Genomic DNA, 19,951 nt, shown 5'->3' with positions numbered 1-19,951 from the left:
GTGTGTCACGGCCCTTGACCGCCCCTGCGGGCCGCTCTACGGTCAGCCCTGCAACCTTCTTGCTGAAACTTCCACGAACCTTTCGGCAAGAAGAGTGCTCTTCCGGCACCCCCACCCGTGAGGAGATGTCATGCCCCTGATCCGTACGGCACTCGCCGGTCTGACGGCAGCAGCCGCCGGGCTCGCGGTCTCGCTCGGCGCTCCCGCCGCCAGCGCCGCGCCGCCCGGTGACAAGGACGTCACCGCCGTGCTGTTCTCCTGGAACTTCGACTCCATCGCCCGCGAATGCACCCAGCGGCTGGGCCCGGCCGGATACGGCTACGTCCAGGTCTCCCCGCCCCAGGAGCAGATCCAGGGCAGCCAGTGGTGGACCGCCTACCAGCCCGTCAGTTACACGATCGGCAGCCGGCTCGGCAACCGCGCCCAGTTCCAGAACATGGTCAACACCTGCAACGGTGCCGGCGTCGGCGTGGTCGTGGACACCGTCATCAACCACATGTCGGCCGGCTCCGGCACCGGCACCGCCGGCAGCACCTACACCAAGTACGACTACCCGAACGCCCCCTACAGCGACTGGGACTTCAACGACTGCCGCCGCGAGATCGGCGACAACTACGGCGACCGTTACAACGTCCAGAACTGCGAACTGGTGGGTCTGTCCGACCTGAACACCGGCAAGGACTACGTCCGCCAGCGCATCGCCGACTACATGAACGATCTGCTCTCCCTCGGCGTCGCCGGCTTCCGCATCGACGCGGCCAAGCACATGCCGGCCGCCGACCTCGCCAACATCAAGTCCCGCCTCAGCAACCCCAACGCCTACTGGAAGCAGGAGGCCATCTACGGCGCCGGCGAGGCCGTCTCGCCCTCCGAGTACCGGGGCAACGGCGACGTCCAGGAGTTCCGCTACGGCACCGACCTCAAGCGGGTCTTCCAGAACGAACGGCTGGCCTACCTGAACAACTTCGGCGAGGGCTGGGGCCACATGCCCAGCGGCGGTTCCGCCGTCTTCGTCGACAATCACGACACCGAGCGCAACGGCTCCACCCTGTCCTACAAGAACGGCGCCGACTACACGCTCGCCAACGTCTTCATGCTGGCCTGGCCGTACGGCTCACCCGATGTGCACTCCGGCTACGAGTTCACCGACCACGACGCCGGTCCGCCCGGCAACGGCCAGGTGAGCGCCTGCTACACGAACGGCTGGAAGTGCCAGCACGCCTGGCCGGAGATCTCCTCCATGGTCGGCTTCCGCAACGCCACCCGTGGCCAGGCCGTCACCAACTGGTGGGACAACGGCAACAACGCCATCGCCTTCGGCCGCGGCAGCCAGGGCTTCGTCGCCATCAACCACGAGGGCGGCTCGCTCACCCACACCTACCAGACCTCGCTCCCGGCCGGGAACTACTGCGACGTGCAGAGCAACCGCACCGTGACGGTGGACGGTTCGGGACGGTTCACCGCGACCCTCGGCAGCAACACCGCGCTCGCCCTGCACAGCGGCGCCCGCTCCTGCTGACCGTCCGGGCCACCGACCCTGGGCGACCGCGTGACGCACGACCGCACGACCGTGTGAGCGCTGCCCGTACGGCCCTTCGCCGTACGGGCAGCGCCCTCCCGTCTCAGCCCAGCGAACTCAGCGTCTCGCCGTGCTCCAGCGTCGCCGTCAGCTCCGCGTCCGCCTCCTGCCCGGGCGCCGGCAGCGCCATCACCCGGCCGGTGACGTGCCCCTCGACCTCGCCCTCCGCCGCGATCGAGTGGACCTCGGGACTGCCCGCGGCCAGCAGGTACCAGGAGTCGGCCGGCGACTTCCACAGCACTCCGGCCAGCACCCGCGGCTCGAACTCCCCGCAGGCCGTGCCCTCCTCCTGCCGCGCCACGACGGCACCGGGCTCACCGTCGTTCGCGGACGGGATCTGGAACTGCGCCATGGTGCGGCTGCCCGAACCCCGCCAGGTCTCCGCCCGGGTGCACACCCACTGGGCCGTGCCCGCCCCGTCCGGCAGCTCCTGCTCGGCGAAGTTCCAGGTGTTCACCGAGCGCACCCCGGTCGCCGTGGCCCCGGACAGATGACAGGCGGTACGCGCCCACCGGGCGGCCGCCGTGCCGTCCGACAGCGCCCCGGCCCGCTCGCCCGGCGCACCGTACGTCAGCAGCGCCGGGGTCAGCTCCCCGAGGTCCGCCATCGCGTACGGCGCCGCCGTGCCCGCCGCCGTGAACTCCAGCACCGCGTACTCGGCGCACTGCTCCTGCGTGCCGCTTCCGGCCGGGGTGCGCACCGGGGCCGTCACCCCGTGCTCGTCGACCTCCGCGGGCACCCCGCTCCGGCCCGGGGTCAGCAGATCCGTCATCTCCAGCGACTCCACCCAGGGCGCCAGCAGATAGCGGGTGTTGCCGTCCGCCCGGTCCAGGACCACGGCGGAGGACGCGAGGGCGTCGGCCCCGTCCACCCGGGCGAAGTCCATCACCGCGCCGCCCTCGGTGGCGCCGGCCGCCTCCGCGTACCGCACCAGCCGCATCCCGTCGTACAGCAGCACCACCGTGGCCTGGCCGACCTCCCCGGCGAACAGCAACTGCGGCGGGCCCGGGGCCGGTCCGGTCTGGGTGCCGGGGGTCGCGGAGACGCCCACCGAATCGCCGGGGCGCGCCCACACGGCCAGCGCGCGGCGCAGCAGGTCCTGGTCGTTGACGGCCTCGCCGCGGGCGGGCCACACGGCGAAGTCCACCCGGGAGGAGCCCTCCCACACCTCCGCGGGCATCCGGCGCAGCGTCTTGGGGTCCAGGGCGGCCTGGGCCTGCGCGTTCTCCGCGTAGGGCGGGGCGGCGGCGCCGTCCGGGCCCCAGCCGCCGGGAACCAGCGCCAGGGTGCCGGCGGCCAGCGCGAGGGCGGCGGCACCGGCCAGGACGGTGCGCTGCCGGCGGCGGCGCCTGGCCAGATCGGTGGGGCGGGCGGTCAGTGCGCACGGATCGACGAGTTCACCGCCCTCGGGCAGGGTGTCGGCGCCGCGCAGTGCCGCGCGGATGCCGTCCTCGTCCACGCCGGAGGCGGCCAGCAGGGTGCGGATGGCGGGCGCGTTGAGCCCGTCGAGCCGGCGCAGCGCGTACGCCGCGCGGCCGGCTCCGGTCAGCCGCTTGAGGGCCTGTTCGAGGGAGAGTTCGGGGGCGTCGCCGGAGGCGAGCGGGAACAGCCGCAGCCCCGCCACCCGGGGCAGCCCGTACGGACCGGTGCGCAGTCGGGGCAGTTCGCGTCCGGCCAGCCGTACGGGGCGGGCGGCGGTCAGCGCGGCGCGCAGGACCCGCTGGCGCAGCTGGAGATAGCCGGGGTCGGCGGTCGGCCCGGCTCCGGCGCGCGGTACGGGGACGGCGCCGGGGTCACCGCCCGCCGTGGGCAGCACCGCCGGCGCGGCCGTCCTGCCGCGCGGCACGGCGCGCTGGACCAGGGCGTGCGCGGTGAGCACCCGGCGGTGCCGGCCGAGGTCGTCGGGCAGGGCGAGGTAGGCCAGCCTGACCAGTCGGGGGTAGTGCTCCACCAGCGCGGCGGCGGCCTGTTCGGGGCCGACGCCGGGCGCGGTCTCCTGGCGCCGGTGGCTGGTGGTCTTGACATCGGGGGAAGACAGATCGCTGGAGGACACATCCGGCTGAACGAGCGGAAGGGGCCGAGGACACGCGGGTGTTCAAGGGCGTCCGGACCGCGTCTGGTTTTCCTCCCGGGCGGTCCGTATTTCTCCTGAAAGCCGCGCTTTGTGTCCTCCGAGCGTCCGCCGACCGTCTGCTGACCGCCCGCCGGCCGTGCGTTGCGGACCGGTCAGCGCCGTTCGAGATACGCGAGCACGGCCAGCACCCGCCGGTTGTCGTCGTCGGAGACCGGGAGCCCTAGCTTGGCGAAGATGTTGGAGGTGTGCTTGGCGATGGCGCGCTCGGTCACCACCATCCGCTCGGCGATGGCGGCGTTGGAACGGCCCTGCGCCATCAGCTCGATGACCTCCAGCTCGCGCGGGGTCAGCCGTTCCAGCGGGGAGTCCTGGGTGCGCTGCGCGAGCAGCTGCTGGATGACCTGCGGATCCATGGCCGTACCGCCGTCGGCGACCCGGCGCACCGCGTCGATGAACTGGTCGGCGTCGAAGACCCGGTCCTTGAGCAGGTAGCCGACCCCGCCGTGGCCGTCCGCCAGCAGCTCGCGGGCGTACAGCTGCTCCACGTGCTGGGAGAGCACCAGCACCGGCATGCCGGGGCGGTCGCGGCGCGCCTGGAGCGCGCACTGCAGCCCCTCGTCCGTGAAGGACGGGGGCAGCCGGACGTCCACGACGGCCACGTCCGGCCGCAGTTCGGCGAGCGCCCGGGTGAGGGCGGGGCCGTTGTCGACGGCCGCCGCGATCTCGAAGTCATGTGCCTGGAGGAGCCGGGTGAGGCCGTCCCTGAGAAGGAACAGATCTTCGGCGAGAACGACGCGCACCCGGTACCTACCTGCTTCCGCTTGTGTCCGTCGGTTCCGTCCGCCCGCCCGGAGTGGATCAGCCTACCGCCGGTTGCGGTGGCTCAGCCGCGCGGCAGCACGGTCCCCAGGACGGTGGGCAGGGTGTGCCAGTCGGAGCTGACGACGCTGGCGTGGGTGCCGGCCAGCTGCCGTACCCGCTCCAGCGCCTCGCTCTCCGCCGGCTCGGTGGGGCTGATGGCGGGCGGTACGGCGTGCGCGTCCGTCATCACCAGCAGGTAGTTGTTGCGGGCGTACCAGCCGGTGTCGATGGTGCCGCCCGCGTACGTGGGGGCGTTGCCGTCGAAGACGACGAACCACGGGCGCAGCGTGGCGTCCGTGTACCGGCCGGTGCGCGGGTCGCCGGCCTCGGCGTGGTGCACGGCGGGGAAGGCGACGGCCCGCTCCAGCTGTCCGGCGGCGGCCAGGTCGCGCAGGTGGCGGCTGTACTCGACATCGGTCCACAGGGTGTCGAAGGGGTTGCCCTCCTCGACGGTGCCGGGGATCAGGTGGAAGAGGAACTTGCCGGCCAGTTCGTCGCGGGTGGGCCAGCCGTCGGCGCGCACCGCGTCGTCCAGGGTGGCGTGTCCGGCGGCCAGTTCGCCCGGCCGGTAGACGGCGTCGCCGAGGATGCCGTTCACCAGCGCGTCGAACTGGGCGGGGCCGCGCCCGAGGTTGGCGGCGAAGCCGTCCTTCATCTCTATCTTGATGAGGATGGGCCGGTGTCCGGGGTTGCCGTCGTGCCAGGCCCGCAGATCGGCGAGGCAGCCGGCCAGGCCCTGGTTGCGGGCCTTGGTGCGCAGCTCGGCGGGGGAGGAGGCGTTCTCGCAATTGTTGTCGTTGCCCAGCGGGTTGCTGTGCGAGACCCGCCAGCTGCCGCCGAAGAAGTTGGTCCAGACGTCGAGTTCGAGCATGCCGGCGCCGGAGTCCAGGCCGTCGGCGAGGTACGGGAAGGTGCTCTTCTCGTACGCGTTGTGGACGCCGACCATGGTGCCCGCGTCGAAGGCCAGGGCGCCGTCGGCCGACGTGCCGGCGTCCGTCGCGCCGGCCGCCCGGGCGGCGCCGTGGGGGAGGGTGAGGGCCAGTGCCGTCGCGCTGATGAGCAGGAGGTTACGGAGGTTCCTGATGCGTCGCATACGTCGCCGCGCTCTCTTGTGGGGGAGCAAGTCCACGCCAGCGTAAGCGAGTTGGTCTACACCTGGATGAGGTGGGGGTGAACGCGGGACCTCGCCGCCCGCCCCCGGGACGGCTGCCCGGGGCGGACTCCCGGTGCGGGGCGGACGGGCGCGGGGTCAGCGGGCCACCGGCGGCTCGCAGGGCACCTCGATCGTCACCAGCGTCGGCCCACCGGCCGGACTGGACAGCGCGAGCACCCCGTCGAACGGACCCAGCCGGCGCTCGATGCCGCGCAGCCCCGTCCCCCCGTCCAGGGAGGCGCCGCCGCGTCCGTTGTCCGTCACCGCGATCTTGAGGGTGGACTCGCCCTCGCCGTAGTAGATGTCCAGCCAGATCCGGTCGGCGCCCGAATGCTTGGCGGCGTTGGTGAGCACCTCGCTGACCGCGAAGTACGCGGCGGTCTCCACCGGTTCCGGCAGCCGCCCGGGCAGCTCGACATCGACCTCCACCGGGATCCGCATCCGCAGCGCCAGCGCCTTGACGGCGTCCCCCAGGCCGCGCTCGGCGAGCACCGGCGGATGAATGCCGCGCACCAGGTCGCGCAGCTCGGTCAGCGCCTCGGCGGAGGAGGCGCGGGCCTGTGCCAGCAACTCCTTGGCCTGGGCCGGGTCCTTCTCCATGAGTGCCTCGGCCGCGCCCAGGCTCATGCCCATCGCGACCAGCCGGGCCTGGGCACCGTCGTGCAGATCGCGCTCGATGCGGCGCAGTTCGGCGGCGGAGCTGTCCACCGCGTCGTGCCGGGTCTCGGTGAGCCGCGCCACCCGCTGGGCGAGCTGCTGCTTGTGGCTGGCGCCGATGAAGACGCGGCACAGCAGGAAGTGGGTGCGCAGCAGCAGCGGGTTGCAGCGCATCCCCAGCAGGAAGAAGCCGATGCCGGCGAGGGCGCCGAGGACGGCCGTGAACCAGGAGCTGATGGGCACGAACGCCAGCCAGATGGTGCCGGACGCCTCGTGAAGGGGCTGCCAGACGCCGGCCAGCAGCACCAGCCCCCACACCCCGTACAGCAGCAGGGAGGGCGCGAGGATCAGGACGGCGAAGCCGAGGGTGGCGTCCACCAGCAGCCACAGCAGGTCGCGCCAGGTGGCCGGGTCGCGCAGCAGATGCGTGGTCTCCTCCACCTGGGCGGCGAGCCCGTCGCGCCGGGCGGCCGGCAGCGGGCGGTAGGCGGCGTGGACGGTGACCCCGGACCAGTCGTGGGCGAGCAGCCGGCGCTGATTGGCGTGCGCGCGGGTGAGACGGACGACCAGGGGAGTGGTGAGAAAACCGAGGCCGAGCCCGAGGAAGGCCAGCGACAGCACGGTGACGATGAACAGCAGCAGCGAGCCGATGATCGAGGCCAGCGACAGCAGCAGTGCCCTGGCCGACGCCAGCAGGGCGTCGCGCGCCCGTTCGGTGCTCATGGTGTCCGTGTCCTCCGCCGCGTGGTGCTGTGGGTGCGTGTGTACGGAGGACAGTCTTCCGGAGAGCGCCGGGCCCGATCACTGGGCCCGCGACCCGAAGCCGTGGTGTACCCAGGTACACCACGGCTTCGGGTCATCGGATCCGCGTCGGGTCACCCGGTCCGTGTCCGAGCTGCCAGCCACGGACCGGGGACGTTTCCGGGGCCGGGATCAGACCTGGCCGGCCTCGGCGAGCGCCGCGCCGCAGGTGTCGGTGATCAGCCGGGTGACGACGTACGGGTCGACGTTGGCGTTGGGGCGGCGGTCCTCGATGTAGCCCTTCTTGTCCCGCTCGACCTGCCACGGGATGCGGACCGAGGCACCGCGGTCGGAGACGCCGTAGCTGTACTGGTCCCACGGTGCGGTCTCGTGCGCGCCGGTGAGCCGGTCCTCGACGCCCACGCCGTAGTTCTTGACGTGCTCCAGCGGCTTGCCGTCCTTGCCCAGGGACTCGCACGCGGTGATGATCGCGTCGTAGCCCTCGCGCATGGCCTTGGTGGAGAAGTTGGTGTGCGCGCCGGCGCCGTTCCAGTCGCCCTTGACGGGCTTGGGGTCCAGGGTGGCGGCCACGCCGAAGTCCTCGGCGGTGCGGTAGAGCAGCCAGCGGGCCACCCACAGCTGGTCGGCGACCTCCAGCGGGGAGAGCGGGCCGACCTGGAACTCCCACTGGCCCGGCATGACCTCGGCGTTGATGCCGGAGATGCCCAGGCCCGCCTTGAGGCAGTTCTCCAGGTGCGCCTCGACGATGTCACGGCCGTGGATCTCGTCCACGCCGACGCCGCAGTAGTAGCCGCCCTGCGGGGCGGGGAAGCCGCCCTCGGGGAAGCCGAGCGGGCGGGAGCCCTCGAAGAAGGTGTACTCCTGCTCGATGCCGAAGATCGGCTCCTGCGCGGCGTACTGCTCGGCCACCGGGCGCAGCAGGGCACGGGTGTTGGACTCGTGCGGGGTGTCGTCGGTGTTGAAGACCTCGCACAGCACCAGGATGTCGTCCCCGCCGCGGATCGGGTCCGGGTAGGAGGCGACCGGCTTCAGGACGCGGTCCGAGGCGTGGCCCTCGGCCTGGTTGGTGCTGGAGCCGTCGAAGCCCCAGACCGGGGGCTCGGCGCCGTCGGCGAGGATCTTCGTCTTCGAACGCAGCTTCGCCGTCGGCGAGGTGCCGTCGATCCAGATGTACTCGGCCTTGTAGCTCACGGTCGTGCTCCTTGAGGAGTTCATCGCAAATGTCGCAATGGCGTGTGGGGGTGTGCGGGGTGGTCCATACGCTGTCGCCACCCTCGCTACCTGCGGTTTCTGACCAGTTGCCCGGTTGTTAACGACCTGTGAACGGGGTTTGGGCCGACGGACGGCGTGCCGGTGAGGCGGAACGGCCCTTACCCTGTGTGTCATGTCACTTCCTCTGCGCATGCGCTTCGGACTGTTCGGCACCGGCCCCTGGGCCCAGTTGACCCAGGGGCCCGCCCTGGCCGGGCACCCCGGCGTGGACTTGGTGGGCGTGTGGGGCCGCCGTCCGGAGGCGGCGCGGGAGTTGGCCGGTCGGCTGGACACCCGGGCCTACGAGGACGCCGACGCGCTGATCGCCGACTGCGACGCGGTGGCGATCGCGCTGCCGCCGGACGTCCAGGCCCCGCTGGCGGTACGGGCCGCGGCGGCCGGCCGTCATCTGCTGCTGGACAAGCCGCTGGCCACGACCGTGCCGGTGGCCCGGGAGGTGGCCGAGGCGGCCGAGGCCGCCGGGGTGGCGTCGGTGGTCTTCTTCACGCTGCACTTCACCCCCGAGTCGGCGGCCTGGCTGGTGGAGCAGCAGGAGACCGACGGCTGGGTGAACGGCCGCGCCGAGTGGTTCTCCGGCATCTTCGACGAGGCCGGCAGCGACAGCCCGTACGCCGCCTCCCCGTGGCGGCGGGAGAAGGGCGGACTGTGGGACATCGGCCCGCACGCGCTGTCGGTGCTGCTGCCGCCGCTGGGCGATGTCACCGGGCTGGACGCGATCACCGCCGCCCGGGGCCCGGGCGACATGGTGCACATGGCGCTGCGCCATGTGAGCGGCGCCTCCAGCACCCTCACGGTGAGCCTGTCGGTGCCTCCGCAGGCGTCGTCGATGTCGGCGGTGCTGCGCGGCAGGCCGGGCATCGTGACGCTGCCTGACCGGGGCGAGGCCCGGCACGTGGAGGCGTTCGGCGCGGCGATCGACGCGCTGGAGCGGGCGGCGCGGACGGGTGAGGCGCACCCGTGCGACGTACGGTTCGCGCTGCGGGTGACGGAGATCCTGGCGACGGCCGAGGGACAACTGGGCGACGCCGGCTGATCCCTGACCGATCCCCGGCCGCTCCGGCCTCCCGTGCCGGGGCGGGCCCGGGCGCCGGTGCTCCGAACGGACGCGGGCGGTGGTGAGCCCTTCCAAGGCATGAGATCCGTTAATCATGTCATCGGAAGTGTCAGAGAAGTCCGCAGTGCCCCGCCGTGTCCTGCTCGGCGCCACCGCCTGCCTCAGCATCCTCGGCCTCGACCGCCTGCTGACCGCGTGCTCCTCCTCCGGCGCCGGCACGGGCACGGCCGGTGCGGCCCCCGGCCCCGCCGCCCCGGCCGCACCGGCGGCCCCCGCCGCGGACTCCTACCGCCTGCGCCCCTTCACCTCCGGCGGCGCCACCCACGCCACGCCACCCCGGCAGCCCCTGCCGGTGCGCGCCGAGGCCGCCCTGACCCTCGCCACCCCCGGCAAGAAGATCGCCCTCACCCTGGACGACGGCCCGCACCCCACGTACACGCCCCAGGTGCTCAAGCTGCTGCGCAAGTACAAGGTCCCCGGCACCTTCTTCGTCATCGGCGAGAACGCCCACTCCCACCCCGACCTGGTGCGCGCCATCGCCGACGAGGGCCATGTGGTGGCCAATCACTCCTGGAGCCATCCGCAGCTGGACACCCTCTCGCAGAAGCGGGTGCGCCGCGAGCTGGGCGACACCTGCGACATCATCCAGGACATCCTCGGCGCCCCGCCCGACCTCGCCCGCGCCCCGTACGGCGCCTGGGACAAGGCGTCCCTCACCGTCTGCGCCGAACTCGGCATGGAACCCCTGGGCTGGTCCGTCGACACCAACGACTGGGCCAGGCCCGGCACCTCCAGCATCTCCACCTCGGTCCTGGAGGGCGCCCACTCCGGGGCGATCGTCCTCACCCACGACGGGGGCGGCGACCGTTCCCAGACGGTCACCGCCCTCGGCCAGGTCCTTCCCAAGCTCCTGGACCGCGGCTACGAACTGGTCCTGCCCACCGCGCCCCCCGTCTAGGAACGCGGCGCCCGCCGTCTAGGACCGCGGCGCCCGCCCCAGCGCCGCCACCAGCTCCTGCACATTCGCGTAGCTGCTGCGCCGCGGCAGCGACCGCACCTGATCGATCAGCTCGTCCGGCGCCCGCTCCTCCAGCAGGGTGCGCAGAACCTCCGAGCGCTTCGCCGGGAACCCGGCCCGCCGCAGATGCCGCGCCAGCTCGAAACGGAACGCCTCGTCGCGCACCTCCCGGTCGTCCCCCGCGCCGGGCGGCGGCGACGCGCCGTCCGCGCCCTCCACCGGCTCCGGATCCCGCCAGGCATCGGCCCGGGTGGGCCGGTCCGCCCGCAGGACCCCTTCCACCTCGTGCTTCAGCTGATCGTCCTGATGCGCGCTCAGTCGATTGCTGCCCCGTTCCTGCATGTCAGGTCCCTCCTTCAGTGCCGGGCCCGGCGGGTACCCGGGGTTTGAGAGAGAAATCAGCGGTAACGCGGTGCGGAGCCGCGATCCCAGACCCGTACTCCGGGACAGAAGAAAATATCTGCCTCGAAATGCGCCAAATGGGGTAATGGGTACACAATGGGAGCAAGGTCTGTAAATGAGACTGAGACAGCGCGGTCGCACGAATCCCACAGAAGGAGGCGAGTCGCATGGCCGACGTCTCACACCACAGGGGTACGGACGTCTCCCATCGCAGGGACACCCACATGGCGGACCACCCCGACGCACGTGAGATGCGGGAGCGCTACTCCCGTGTGACGGGCGGCGCGACAGTGCCGCTGCTGGACGCACCGGTCTTCCTGGCCGGCCTGTATCTGGCGATATCCGCCTGGCTGGTGCCGACGTTCATCGCCGCCCAGCCGCGCCTGGGCATCCACAACCTGATCCTCGGAATCGCGGTGGCGGTGCTGGCTCTGGGCTTCGCCCTGGTGCCGGAGCGGATGCACGGCATGGGCCTGGCCCTGTGCGTCATCGGAGCGTGGTCGATCGTTGCGATCTGGACGGTGGGCAGTGGCGCCAGCGGCGGCATCATCCTCAGCCAGATCATCGTCGGCGGTGTCATCTTCCTCCTGGGACTGGCAGCCACCGGCGCGGCACTGGCGATGCGCCGCAAGCGCCACACCCACAGCGAGAGGATGACGACCTGACAGGGAGTCGCACATAGACACAACAGAACAACGCCGAAAAGCCCGGCGGGCAGCCCCATCAGGGACTGCCCGCCGGTGCGTTCCGCGCCTGCGCGCGGTGCCGATCCGCTTACACGTCGAAGTACAGCTCGAACTCGTGCGGGTGCGGGCGCTGGGCCATCGGCGCGATTTCCTTCTCGCGCTTGAAGTCCACCCAGGTCTCGATCAGGTCGGAGGTGAAGACGCCACCCGCCAGCAGGTAGTCGTTGTCCTCCTCCAGGGCCTCCAGCACGGCCGGCAGGGAGGTCGGGACCTGGGCCAGCTCCGCGTGCTCCTCGGGGGCCAGCTCGTACAGGTCCTTGTCGACCGGCTCCGGCGGCTCGATCTTGTTCTTGACGCCGTCCAGGCCCGCCAGCAGCAGGGCGGAGAAGGCCAGGTACGGGTTGGAGGACGGGTCCGGGGCGCGGAACTCCACGCGCTTGGCCTTCGGGTTGGAGCCCGTGATCGGGATGCGCATCGCGGCCGAGCGGTTGCGCTGCGAGTACACCATGTTGACGGGGGCCTCGAAGCCCGGCACCAGACGGTGGTACGAGTTCAGCGTCGGGTTGGTGAACGCCAGCAGCGACGGGGCGTGCTTGAGGATGCCGCCGATGTAGTAGCGGGCCATGTCGGACAGGCCCGCGTACCCCTGCTCGTCGTAGAAGAGCGGGGAGCCGCCCGTCCACAGCGACTGGTGGACGTGCATGCCGGAGCCGTTGTCACCGAAGATCGGCTTGGGCATGAAGGTCGCGGTCTTGCCGTTGCGCCAGGCGACGTTCTTGACGATGTACTTGAACAGCATCAGGTCGTCGGCGGCGGCCAGCAGGGTGTTGTACTTGTAGTTGATCTCCGCCTGGCCGGCGGTGCCCACCTCGTGGTGCTGGCGCTCGACCTCGAGACCGGCGTTGATCAGCTCCAGGGTGATCTCCGCGCGCAGGTCGGCGAAGTGGTCGACCGGCGGGGCGGGGAAGTAGCCGCCCTTGTAGCGGACCTTGTAGCCGCGGTTGCCGCCCTCCTCGATGGCGCCGGTGTTCCAGGCGCCCGCCTCGGAGTCGATGTAGTAGTAGCCGGCGTTCGACTTGGTCTCGAAGCGCACGTCGTCGAAGACGTAGAACTCCGCCTCGGGCCCGAAGTACGCGGTGTCGGCGATGCCGGAGGAAGCCAGGTAGGCCTCGGCCTTCTTCGCCACGTTGCGCGGGTCGCGGCTGTACGCCTCGCCCGTGATCGGGTCCTGGATGAAGAAGTTGATGTTGACCGTCTTGTCCTTGCGGAACGGGTCGAGACGCGCGGTGGAGAGGTCAGGGACGAGCGCCATGTCGGACTCGTGGATGGCCTGGAAGCCGCGGATCGACGAGCCGTCGAACATCAGCTGCTCATCCGGGTCGAAAGCCTGGACCGGGAGCGTGACGTGCTGCATGATGCCCGGCAGATCGCAGAAGCGGACGTCGATGAATTTGACGTCGTTATCCGCAATGTACTTCTTGATCTCGTCGGCGTTCTGGAACATCCGATCGTCCTCCTTGCCCACCCTGCGGGCGGGGAATGCGCAGCTCGGGTGCGGGCCCGGGGCACGGACCTGCCGGGGCCGACCCTAAGAACCGGCCATTTCTCGGGCATGACCCTCGTGTTTCGCCGATGTTAACCAGCCAACCGGAGCAACCTCCGGCGACTGGCCGGAGGGCGCCCGCGGCGGGAGCCGCCCGGAAGCCGCCGGGCGGGCCGCGCTACCGTGGACGGGTGGACAAAGAGGCGGACAAAGAGCTCGACAATCGACAGGTCATCGGATCCTGGCTCTCCGGCCCCCGGGCCACCGCCGAGAGCATGGGGGTCGACTTCGGCTACCGGGGCGAGCGCTTCGGCCTCCCCGAGCACGGGCCGGGCTCCATCGCCTCCCTCGGCCGGAGGGTGGCGGCCATCTGTGTCGACTGGGCGCTGTGCGCCCTGATCGCATACGGTCTGCTCGCCGACGGCCCGAGCTCCCTGGGCAACTGGACCCTGCTGGTCTTCACCGTCACCGGCATCCTCACCGTCGGCACCCTGGGCTCCACCCCGGGCAAGCGGCTGCTGGGCCTGCGCGTCGTCCACCTCAGCGGGGAACGGCTGAGCTTCCCGCGCGCCGCCGCCCGTACGGTCCTGCTCGCGCTCGCCATCCCGGCCCTGATCTGGGACCGCGACAGCCGCGGCCTGCACGACCGGCTCACCGAGGCCGTACAGCTCCGCGTCTGAGCCCACCGGGCGCCGACGCCGGCGGGCGACCGCGGTGCCGGGCTACGGGACGGCAGCGCGGCACCGGAGGACGACACAGCAGAAGGGCCCGGCGGTCGATTCCGCCGGGCCCTTCCCCGTGACGTGTCCACCCCGTCATCCGTGACGGGTTCGCTCAGCGCCCCCTGCGCTGCTGCGGGCCGCCCTTCGGCAGCTTCATGCCCTTGGGCATCGGGCCCTTCGGCAGCGGCATGTTGCTCATCAGGTCGCCCATCGCGCGCAGCCGGTCGTTCACCTCGGTGACCCGGTGGCCCGGCAGCACCCGCGGGAACTTCATGACCTTGCTCCGCAGCTTCTTCAGCGGCACCTGGTCCTCACCGGTGCCGACGAGCACGTCGTGCACCGGCACCTCCGAGACCACCCGGTTCATCCGGCGCTTCTCGGCGGCCATGAGCGTCTTCACCCGGTTCGGGTTGCCCTCGCCGACCAGCACCACGCCGCACTTGCCGACCGCCCGGTGCACCACGTCCTGGTTGCGGTTGATCGCCACCGCCGGGGTGAACACGAAGCCGCGCCGCAGGTTCTCCAGCACGGCGGCGGCCGCTCCCGGCTGCCCCTCCATCTGGCTGAAAGCCGCCCGTTCAGCCCGCCGCCCGAAGACGATGGCCGTGGTCAGCAAAGCGACCAGGAAGCCCAGGATGCCCAGATAGATCGGGTGACCGATCAGAAAGCCGATGCCAAGGATCACACCGAAGGTGCCCAGGCCGACTGCAGAGATGACCAGGCCGATCCACCGATCGACCCGCTTGGTCATCTTGTACGTCAGAGCGATCTGCTTGAGCCGCCCTGGGTTCTCGGAATCTTGTTCCTTGTCCTTCCGCGCCATGACGGCAAGTTTACGGCCGTCCCGCCGACACCGGCGCCCAGGGCGGCTCAGGCCGCCGGGGACCCCGCCTCGCGCCGCTCCAGCGCCTGCCGGTACAGCCGCCCCGCCCGGTACGACGAACGCACCAGCGGGCCGGACATGACCCCCGCGTAGCCGATCTCCTCGGCCTCCTGCTGGAGCTCCACGAACTCCGCCGGCTTCACCCAGCGCTCCACGGGGTGGTGCCGCGGCGTGGGCCGCAGGTACTGGGTGATCGTGACCAGCTCGGTGCCCGCGTCGTGCATCTGGCGCAGCGCGTCGCTGATCTCCTCGCGGGTCTCGCCCAGGCCCAGGATCAGGTTGGACTTGGTGACCAGACCCGCCTCGCGCGCCCGCGTGATCACTTCCAGTGACCGCTCGTAACGGAAACCGGGCCGGATCCGCTTGAAGATCCTCGGCACCGTCTCGACGTTGTGCGCCAGCACCTCGGGCCGCGAGGAGAACACCTCGGCCAGCTGCTCGGGCACCGCGTTGAAGTCCGGGATCAGCAGCTCCACCCCGGTACCGGGGAGCAGCGCGTGGATCTGCCGCACCGTCTCCGCGTACAGCCAGGCCCCGCCGTCCTCCAGGTCGTCACGGGCGACCCCGGTGATGGTGGCGTACTTCAGCTCCATCTGCCGGACGGACTCGGCCACCCGGCGCGGCTCGTCCCGGTCGAACTCGGCCGGCTTGCCGGTGTCGATCTGGCAGAAGTCGCAGCGCCGGGTGCACTGCTCCCCGCCGATCAGGAAGGTCGCCTCACGGTCCTCCCAGCATTCGAAGATGTTGGGACAGCCCGCCTCCTGGCAGACCGTGTGCAGCCCCTCCCGCTTCACCAGACCCAGCAGGTCCTTGTACTCAGGACCCATCGTGGCCTTGGTCTTGATCCACTCGGGCTTGCGTTCGATCGGGGTCTGGCTGTTCCGGACCTCAAGGCGCAGCATCTTACGACCGTCGGGCGCGACAGCGGACACGTCCGCCTCCCTACCACTTTTGATTCATCGGCGTATCTCAGCGTACGCCTGTGCTTATGAGGTCAGACCGCGCGGGGGAGGGGGACCGCGTCCTCCAGAACCGCCCGCAGATGCTTCTCCACCACGGGCAGCACCTCCGCCACCGGCACCCGCCGCCCCAGCTCCTGGGAGAGCGACGTCACACCAGCGTCCCGGATGCCGCACGGCACGATCCGGTCGTACGAGGTGTTGTCCGGGTCGCAGTTCAGCGAGAAGCCGTGCATCGTGACGCCCTTGGCCACCCGGATGCCGATCGCGCACAGCTTGCGGTCCTCGCCGCGCTGCCCCGCGTTCGACGGCGCGTACTGGGGGCCGGCCAGCCGGGGATCGAACTCCTCGTCGTTCAGCCGCGGATCGAAGTCCAGCCTGAGCCCCCCGGTCACGGACGCCGGCGCGGGCACCGACTCCCCCAGGACCCACACCCCGCTGCGGCCCTCCACCCGCGTGGTCTCCAGGCCGAACTCCGCACAGGTACGGATCACCGCCTCCTCCAGCCGCCGCACGTGCGCGATCACGTCCACCGGGCGCGGCAGCTTCAGGATCGGATACCCCACCAGCTGCCCCGGGCCGTGCCAGGTGATCTTCCCGCCCCGGTCGATGTCGATGACCGGCGTGCCGTCCAGCGGCCGTTCACTGTCCTCGGTACGCCGCCCCGCCGTGTACACCGACTGGTGCTCCAGCAGCAGACAGGTGTCGGGAACCTCGTCGGCGAAGCGCGCGGTGTGCACCCGCCGCTGCTCCTGCCAGGCCGCGTGATACTCGACGGCTTCGTCCCCGAAGCCCAGATGGACAAAGCGCAGCTCACTCACTGCCGCTCACTCTCCCGGTGCAGAACCACGACGCGCGCAGCGTCCCGAACCACTGTACGGCCGTGCTCCGACAGGTAAGCGTGTGCCCCGGTCCTCACACATATGGATGAATCCTCCGCAGACGGGCCGATCACGTGGGGAGAGACCGTTACATTCACGCCGTTCCAGCCGCACAGCCGTAAGGCAGGAGACCGCATCGCCGATGTCCACGGAACGACCCGGAGGGACCCCCTCCGTACCCCCACCCGCGCACGCCCCACGGGCCGTCGCGCCCGGCAGCACGCCGCCGCCGGCCCCGCCTCCCTCCGGGCAGCGCACCCCCAACCGGCAACTGGCCGCCCTGATCGCCGAAGCCGGCTTCTCGCACGCCGGTCTCGCCCGCCGGGTCGACCAGCTCGGCCTCGAACACGGGCTTGATCTGCGGTACGACAAGACGTCCGTCACCCGCTGGCTGCGCGGCCAGCGACCGCGCGGCACCACGCCCGCGCTGATCGCCGAGGTCTTCACCCGCCGCCTCGGCCGCCGGCTCTCCGCCCAGGACCTCGGTCTGGAGGCCTGCGCGCCGGTGTACGCGGGGCTGGAGTTCGCCGCGACCCCGGCCGAGGCCGTCGACATCGTCGCGGGCCTGTGGCGCAAGGACTCCGGCAGCTACGCCGAGCTGCGCAAGATCGCCTTCACCCCGGCGGGGCTCGTGGTGCCCAGCCGCGACTGGCTCATCGGGCGCCCGGACGACCGGGTGGCGCGCGGCGACCCGCCGGACCCGGTGGGCGGCATCACCGGACTGCCCAGCCTGGCCGGGCTCACCGCGCACCCCCGGGTGCCCGAACAGACCCGGCACCGCTCCGCCACCGCCGTCGCGGCGAACCGTGCCGGGGCCGGGGGCGGCGCCGACCGCGTCGAACGCGGCCCCGGGCAGCGCGTCACCGGCGGCGACATCGCGGCCCTGCGGTCGGTCGCCGAGCTGTTCCGCGCGCTCGACAACGCCTACGGCGGCGGCCACGCCCGGCAGGCACTGGTGCGGTACCTGGAACACGAGCTGGAACCGATGCTGCGCGGCACCTACGGGGAGCAGACCGGCCGCCGGCTGTTCTCCGCCGCCGCCGACCTGACCCGGCTGGCCGGCTGGACGGCGTACGACATCGCCGCCCACGGCCTCGCCCAGCGGTACTTCGTCCAGGCGCTGCGGCTGGCCCAGGCCGCCGGGGACCGCTCGTACGGCAGCTATGTCCTGGTGTCGATGAGCCGGCAGGCCGTCTACCTGGGGCACGGGCGGGAGGCGGTGCAACTGGCGCGGGTCGCCCAGCAGGGCATGGCCAGCTCCGTGGCGCCGGCCGTCCAGGCGCTGCTGCACGCGGTCGAGGCGCGCGGACACGGACTGCTGGGGGAGGTGCGCGCCTGCTCGGCGGCGCTCGCCAGGGCGGAGCGCGCCCTGGAAGCGGCCAGGCCGGGGGAGGAGGTGCCCACCTGGGCGCGGTTCTTCGACGAGGCGCAGCTGGCGGACGAGTTCGCGCACAGTCACCGCGACCTCCAGCAGTACCGGACCTCGGCGCGCTACGCGGAACGGTCCCTGCAACTGCGGGCCAACGGCTACGCGCGCAGCCGGCTGTTCTGCCGGGTGGTGCTGGCCACGGCGAAACTGGGCCTGGGCGACGTGGACCACGCGTGCGCCCTGGCGGTGGAGGCGGCCCAGCAGGCGAGCGACATGCGCTCGGCGCGGGCCCACGAGTACCTCCAGGACTTCGAACGGCGCCTGGACCCGTACCGCGACTCCCTGGCGGTGCGGGGCTACCGGGAGAAGGTGGCCGCCCTGACCTGAGGCGGACGGTGCGGGCGGCCCGGTCCGGGGGCGCGCGGGCACAACGGGCGCGCGCCGGGTGGTTCCGACCCCTGCACGGGGCCGGAACCACCCGGCGCGACCCGGAACACCGGCGTGCGTGCGGGGGCGACGGTGGCGGATCCGTCCCGGCCCGCCGCGCCCTGCGTCCCCGGTGTTCGGGCCGCGTCCCCGGTGTCAGGCCGCGGCGCTGGTGTTCGGCTCGCTCAGCACCGGACGCCCGAAGTCCTCCAGCAGGGCGGTGACCGCCGTCCGCGCCGTGTCCAGATCGTCCGCCCCGCGGTGGTCGCCGCAGATGTACAGGCCGTCCAGCAGCCGGGTGCGGCGCGGTCCCGCGTACGGGGGCGGGTTCAGCGGTACGGCCTGCGGATCGTGGTGCGCGGCCAGCAGCCGCCACTCATGGGCCGGGGCCCCGTACAGCGCCGTCAGCTGGGGGCGGGCCGCCTTGTCCAGGATCTCGGCCGGTTCGCCCGCCGCGTGCCCCAGCACCACCGAGGTGACCAGCGCCGCGCCCTCCGGGGCCCTGGAGGGGTCGGCCGCCGAGGCGACCAGCGAGTAGCTGAGGGGCCCGCGCCCCGGCACCGCGTCGACGAGCAGCGCCGGGCCGGTCTGCGGCCCAGGGCCCGGGACGGCGTGGTGCAGCACCGTCACCGGCCGGAACCGCGGCACCCGCAGTCCCGGCAGCAGCCGCGCGGCCTCCCGCGCACCGGTGGCCAGGACGACGGCCCGGCAGCGTACGGTCCCGTGCCGTTCCGTCTCCACCCGGGAGGTGGACACGGCGGTGACGCGCACCCCGGTGCGGACGGCCTCCTCCGGCAGCCCGTCCGCCAGGCCGCGCGCGAGGGCGCCGGAGCCGCCGGCCGCCAGTGCCAGGCCCTCGCGGGCGAAGGACCGCAGCGTGAGGTCGCTCAGCCGGCTGGAGGTGGCGAGCTGCGGATCGTGGAGCAGAGCCGAGAGCAGCGGACGCAGAAAGCTTTCTGCAATCCGCGCCGGTATGCCCCGCGCGGCCAGCGCGTCCGCCGCCGGCAGCTCCGGCCGAGCCGCCAGCCGCTCGTCGGAAAGCTGCCCGAGCCGGGCGAGGTTGGCCCGCAGCCACGAATGGTCGAACGCCGTGATGAGCGAACGGCTCTCCGGCGCGCGGCCGTCGTCGGCGGCCATGTCCGCCGCCGTCGTGGTGGCGCCGCCGCCCTGCGCCTCACCCACCCGGTGCACATCACCCCGCGCCCCGTGCAGCAGTGCGCCCCCCGTCAGCCGGCACACCGCCTCCTCCGGCAGTCCCGGGGCCGTCAGCCGGCTGCCCCGGTCGAGGAGGAAGCCGTCCCGGCCGGCGGTGGCCATCCGGCCCCCGACCCGGTCGGCCGCCTCCAGGACCGTCACCGTCAGCCCGGCGTCCCGCACTCTGCGGGCGGCGGCGAGACCCGCCGTACCTGCCCCGATGACGACGACGTCGGAATCCACTGCTTGCGTTCGGCTGCTCAGCACGGGCCCTCCCATGAGGCGGTCGGCGCTTGCCGGACGGGCCATGGGTGGGCCCGCCCGCAGGGGCTGATGCCCATTCGCGGCCCGGGCAACGCCGCCCGGACCGACGCTGACCCTCTCACGAGGGCCGGAATGCGGCAGAGCGCATGCACCGGGCACAGGCGCACGCAGGTCGCACTATGTGCCTCAGTA

Annotated in this window: 17 protein-coding genes; 6 read left to right on the top strand and 11 right to left on the bottom strand. The window is 72.1% G+C overall.

What is annotated here, in order from left to right; genetic code table 11:
• Positions 1–136 precede the first annotated feature (136 nt).
• A complete protein-coding gene (locus ACTFAP_RS05890) occupies positions 137–1,519 on the top strand; it encodes an alpha-amylase (RefSeq protein WP_449657395.1) in 1,383 nt (460 codons plus the stop codon).
• A 103-nt stretch (positions 1,520–1,622) separates the two neighbouring features.
• On the opposite strand, the gene ACTFAP_RS05885 is transcribed toward ACTFAP_RS05890, so the two are convergent.
• The 5 genes from ACTFAP_RS05885 to glnII form a co-directional block, all read right to left on the bottom strand.
• Positions 1,623–3,632: a hypothetical protein gene (locus ACTFAP_RS05885; RefSeq protein ID WP_500468389.1), complete on the bottom strand. Its 2,010-nt coding sequence runs from the start codon at positions 3,630–3,632 to the stop codon at positions 1,623–1,625.
• Positions 3,633–3,805: 173 nt separating this feature from the next.
• Positions 3,806–4,453: a response regulator transcription factor gene (locus ACTFAP_RS05880; RefSeq protein ID WP_390116955.1), complete on the bottom strand. Its 648-nt coding sequence runs from the start codon at positions 4,451–4,453 to the stop codon at positions 3,806–3,808.
• 83 nt (positions 4,454–4,536) lie between these two features.
• Entirely contained in the window at positions 4,537–5,607 is a 1,071-nt protein-coding gene (locus ACTFAP_RS05875) for a phosphatidylinositol-specific phospholipase C domain-containing protein (protein WP_500468388.1), read from the bottom strand.
• A 156-nt stretch (positions 5,608–5,763) separates the two neighbouring features.
• Positions 5,764–7,047 (bottom strand): histidine kinase, encoded by a 1,284-nt coding sequence (locus ACTFAP_RS05870; RefSeq protein ID WP_495683697.1) that lies wholly within the window; start codon positions 7,045–7,047, stop codon positions 5,764–5,766.
• Between the two features lie 210 nt (positions 7,048–7,257).
• Positions 7,258–8,277 carry a glutamine synthetase gene (gene glnII, locus ACTFAP_RS05865; RefSeq protein ID WP_453856022.1) on the bottom strand — a complete coding sequence of 340 codons (1,020 nt, stop codon included), beginning with the start codon at positions 8,275–8,277 and terminating at the stop codon, positions 7,258–7,260.
• Positions 8,278–8,488: 211 nt separating this feature from the next.
• On the opposite strand from glnII, the gene ACTFAP_RS05860 reads away from it, so the two are divergent.
• Together ACTFAP_RS05860 and ACTFAP_RS05855 are read left to right on the top strand one after the other, a co-directional pair.
• On the top strand, positions 8,489–9,391 hold the full coding sequence (locus tag ACTFAP_RS05860; RefSeq protein ID WP_495684897.1) for a Gfo/Idh/MocA family oxidoreductase: 903 nt from the start codon (positions 8,489–8,491) through the stop codon (positions 9,389–9,391).
• A gap of 145 nt (positions 9,392–9,536) precedes the next feature.
• Positions 9,537–10,370 (top strand): polysaccharide deacetylase family protein, encoded by an 834-nt coding sequence (locus ACTFAP_RS05855; protein ID WP_500468387.1) that lies wholly within the window; start codon positions 9,537–9,539, stop codon positions 10,368–10,370.
• An 18-nt stretch (positions 10,371–10,388) separates the two neighbouring features.
• Here the strand turns inward: ACTFAP_RS05855 and ACTFAP_RS05850 are convergent, their stop codons facing one another.
• The gene (locus ACTFAP_RS05850) at positions 10,389–10,772 is read right to left on the bottom strand and encodes a DUF2795 domain-containing protein (protein WP_500468386.1); all 384 of its coding nucleotides are present in this window, start codon (positions 10,770–10,772) and stop codon (positions 10,389–10,391) included.
• Between the two features lie 227 nt (positions 10,773–10,999).
• Here ACTFAP_RS05850 and ACTFAP_RS05845 point away from each other — a divergent pair, with 227 nt between their 5' ends.
• The gene (locus ACTFAP_RS05845; protein ID WP_500468385.1) at positions 11,000–11,497 is read left to right on the top strand and encodes an SPW repeat protein; all 498 of its coding nucleotides are present in this window, start codon (positions 11,000–11,002) and stop codon (positions 11,495–11,497) included.
• 109 nt (positions 11,498–11,606) lie between these two features.
• On the opposite strand, the gene glnA is transcribed toward ACTFAP_RS05845, so the two are convergent.
• Complete coding sequence (glnA, locus tag ACTFAP_RS05840) at positions 11,607–13,022, bottom strand: type I glutamate--ammonia ligase (protein WP_453856018.1); 1,416 nt, start codon at positions 13,020–13,022, stop codon at positions 11,607–11,609.
• Positions 13,023–13,336: 314 nt separating this feature from the next.
• Between glnA and ACTFAP_RS05835 the strand changes: the two genes are divergently transcribed.
• On the top strand, positions 13,337–13,741 hold the full coding sequence (locus ACTFAP_RS05835) for an RDD family protein (protein ID WP_390117032.1): 405 nt from the start codon (positions 13,337–13,339) through the stop codon (positions 13,739–13,741).
• A gap of 154 nt (positions 13,742–13,895) precedes the next feature.
• On the opposite strand, the gene ACTFAP_RS05830 is transcribed toward ACTFAP_RS05835, so the two are convergent.
• From ACTFAP_RS05830 to lipB, 3 genes are all read right to left on the bottom strand, one after another.
• A complete protein-coding gene (locus ACTFAP_RS05830) occupies positions 13,896–14,606 on the bottom strand; it encodes a DUF4191 domain-containing protein (RefSeq protein WP_386538085.1) in 711 nt (236 codons plus the stop codon).
• Between the two features lie 47 nt (positions 14,607–14,653).
• The gene (gene lipA, locus ACTFAP_RS05825; RefSeq protein WP_390116963.1) at positions 14,654–15,598 is read right to left on the bottom strand and encodes a lipoyl synthase; all 945 of its coding nucleotides are present in this window, start codon (positions 15,596–15,598) and stop codon (positions 14,654–14,656) included.
• 62 nt (positions 15,599–15,660) lie between these two features.
• A complete protein-coding gene (gene lipB, locus ACTFAP_RS05820) occupies positions 15,661–16,446 on the bottom strand; it encodes a lipoyl(octanoyl) transferase LipB (RefSeq protein WP_495683693.1) in 786 nt (261 codons plus the stop codon).
• 202 nt (positions 16,447–16,648) lie between these two features.
• Here lipB and ACTFAP_RS05815 point away from each other — a divergent pair, with 202 nt between their 5' ends.
• On the top strand, positions 16,649–18,262 hold the full coding sequence (locus tag ACTFAP_RS05815) for an NsdA family TPR-like regulatory protein (protein WP_495683692.1): 1,614 nt from the start codon (positions 16,649–16,651) through the stop codon (positions 18,260–18,262).
• A gap of 195 nt (positions 18,263–18,457) precedes the next feature.
• Here ACTFAP_RS05815 and ACTFAP_RS05810 read toward each other — a convergent pair whose 3' ends face one another.
• Complete coding sequence (locus tag ACTFAP_RS05810; protein WP_500468384.1) at positions 18,458–19,762, bottom strand: FAD-dependent oxidoreductase; 1,305 nt, start codon at positions 19,760–19,762, stop codon at positions 18,458–18,460.
• Positions 19,763–19,951 lie beyond the last annotated feature (189 nt).

It is taken from the genome of Streptomyces sp. PH9007 (genome assembly GCF_059813725.1).
This window is presented reverse-complemented; position numbering and strand designations above follow the sequence as displayed.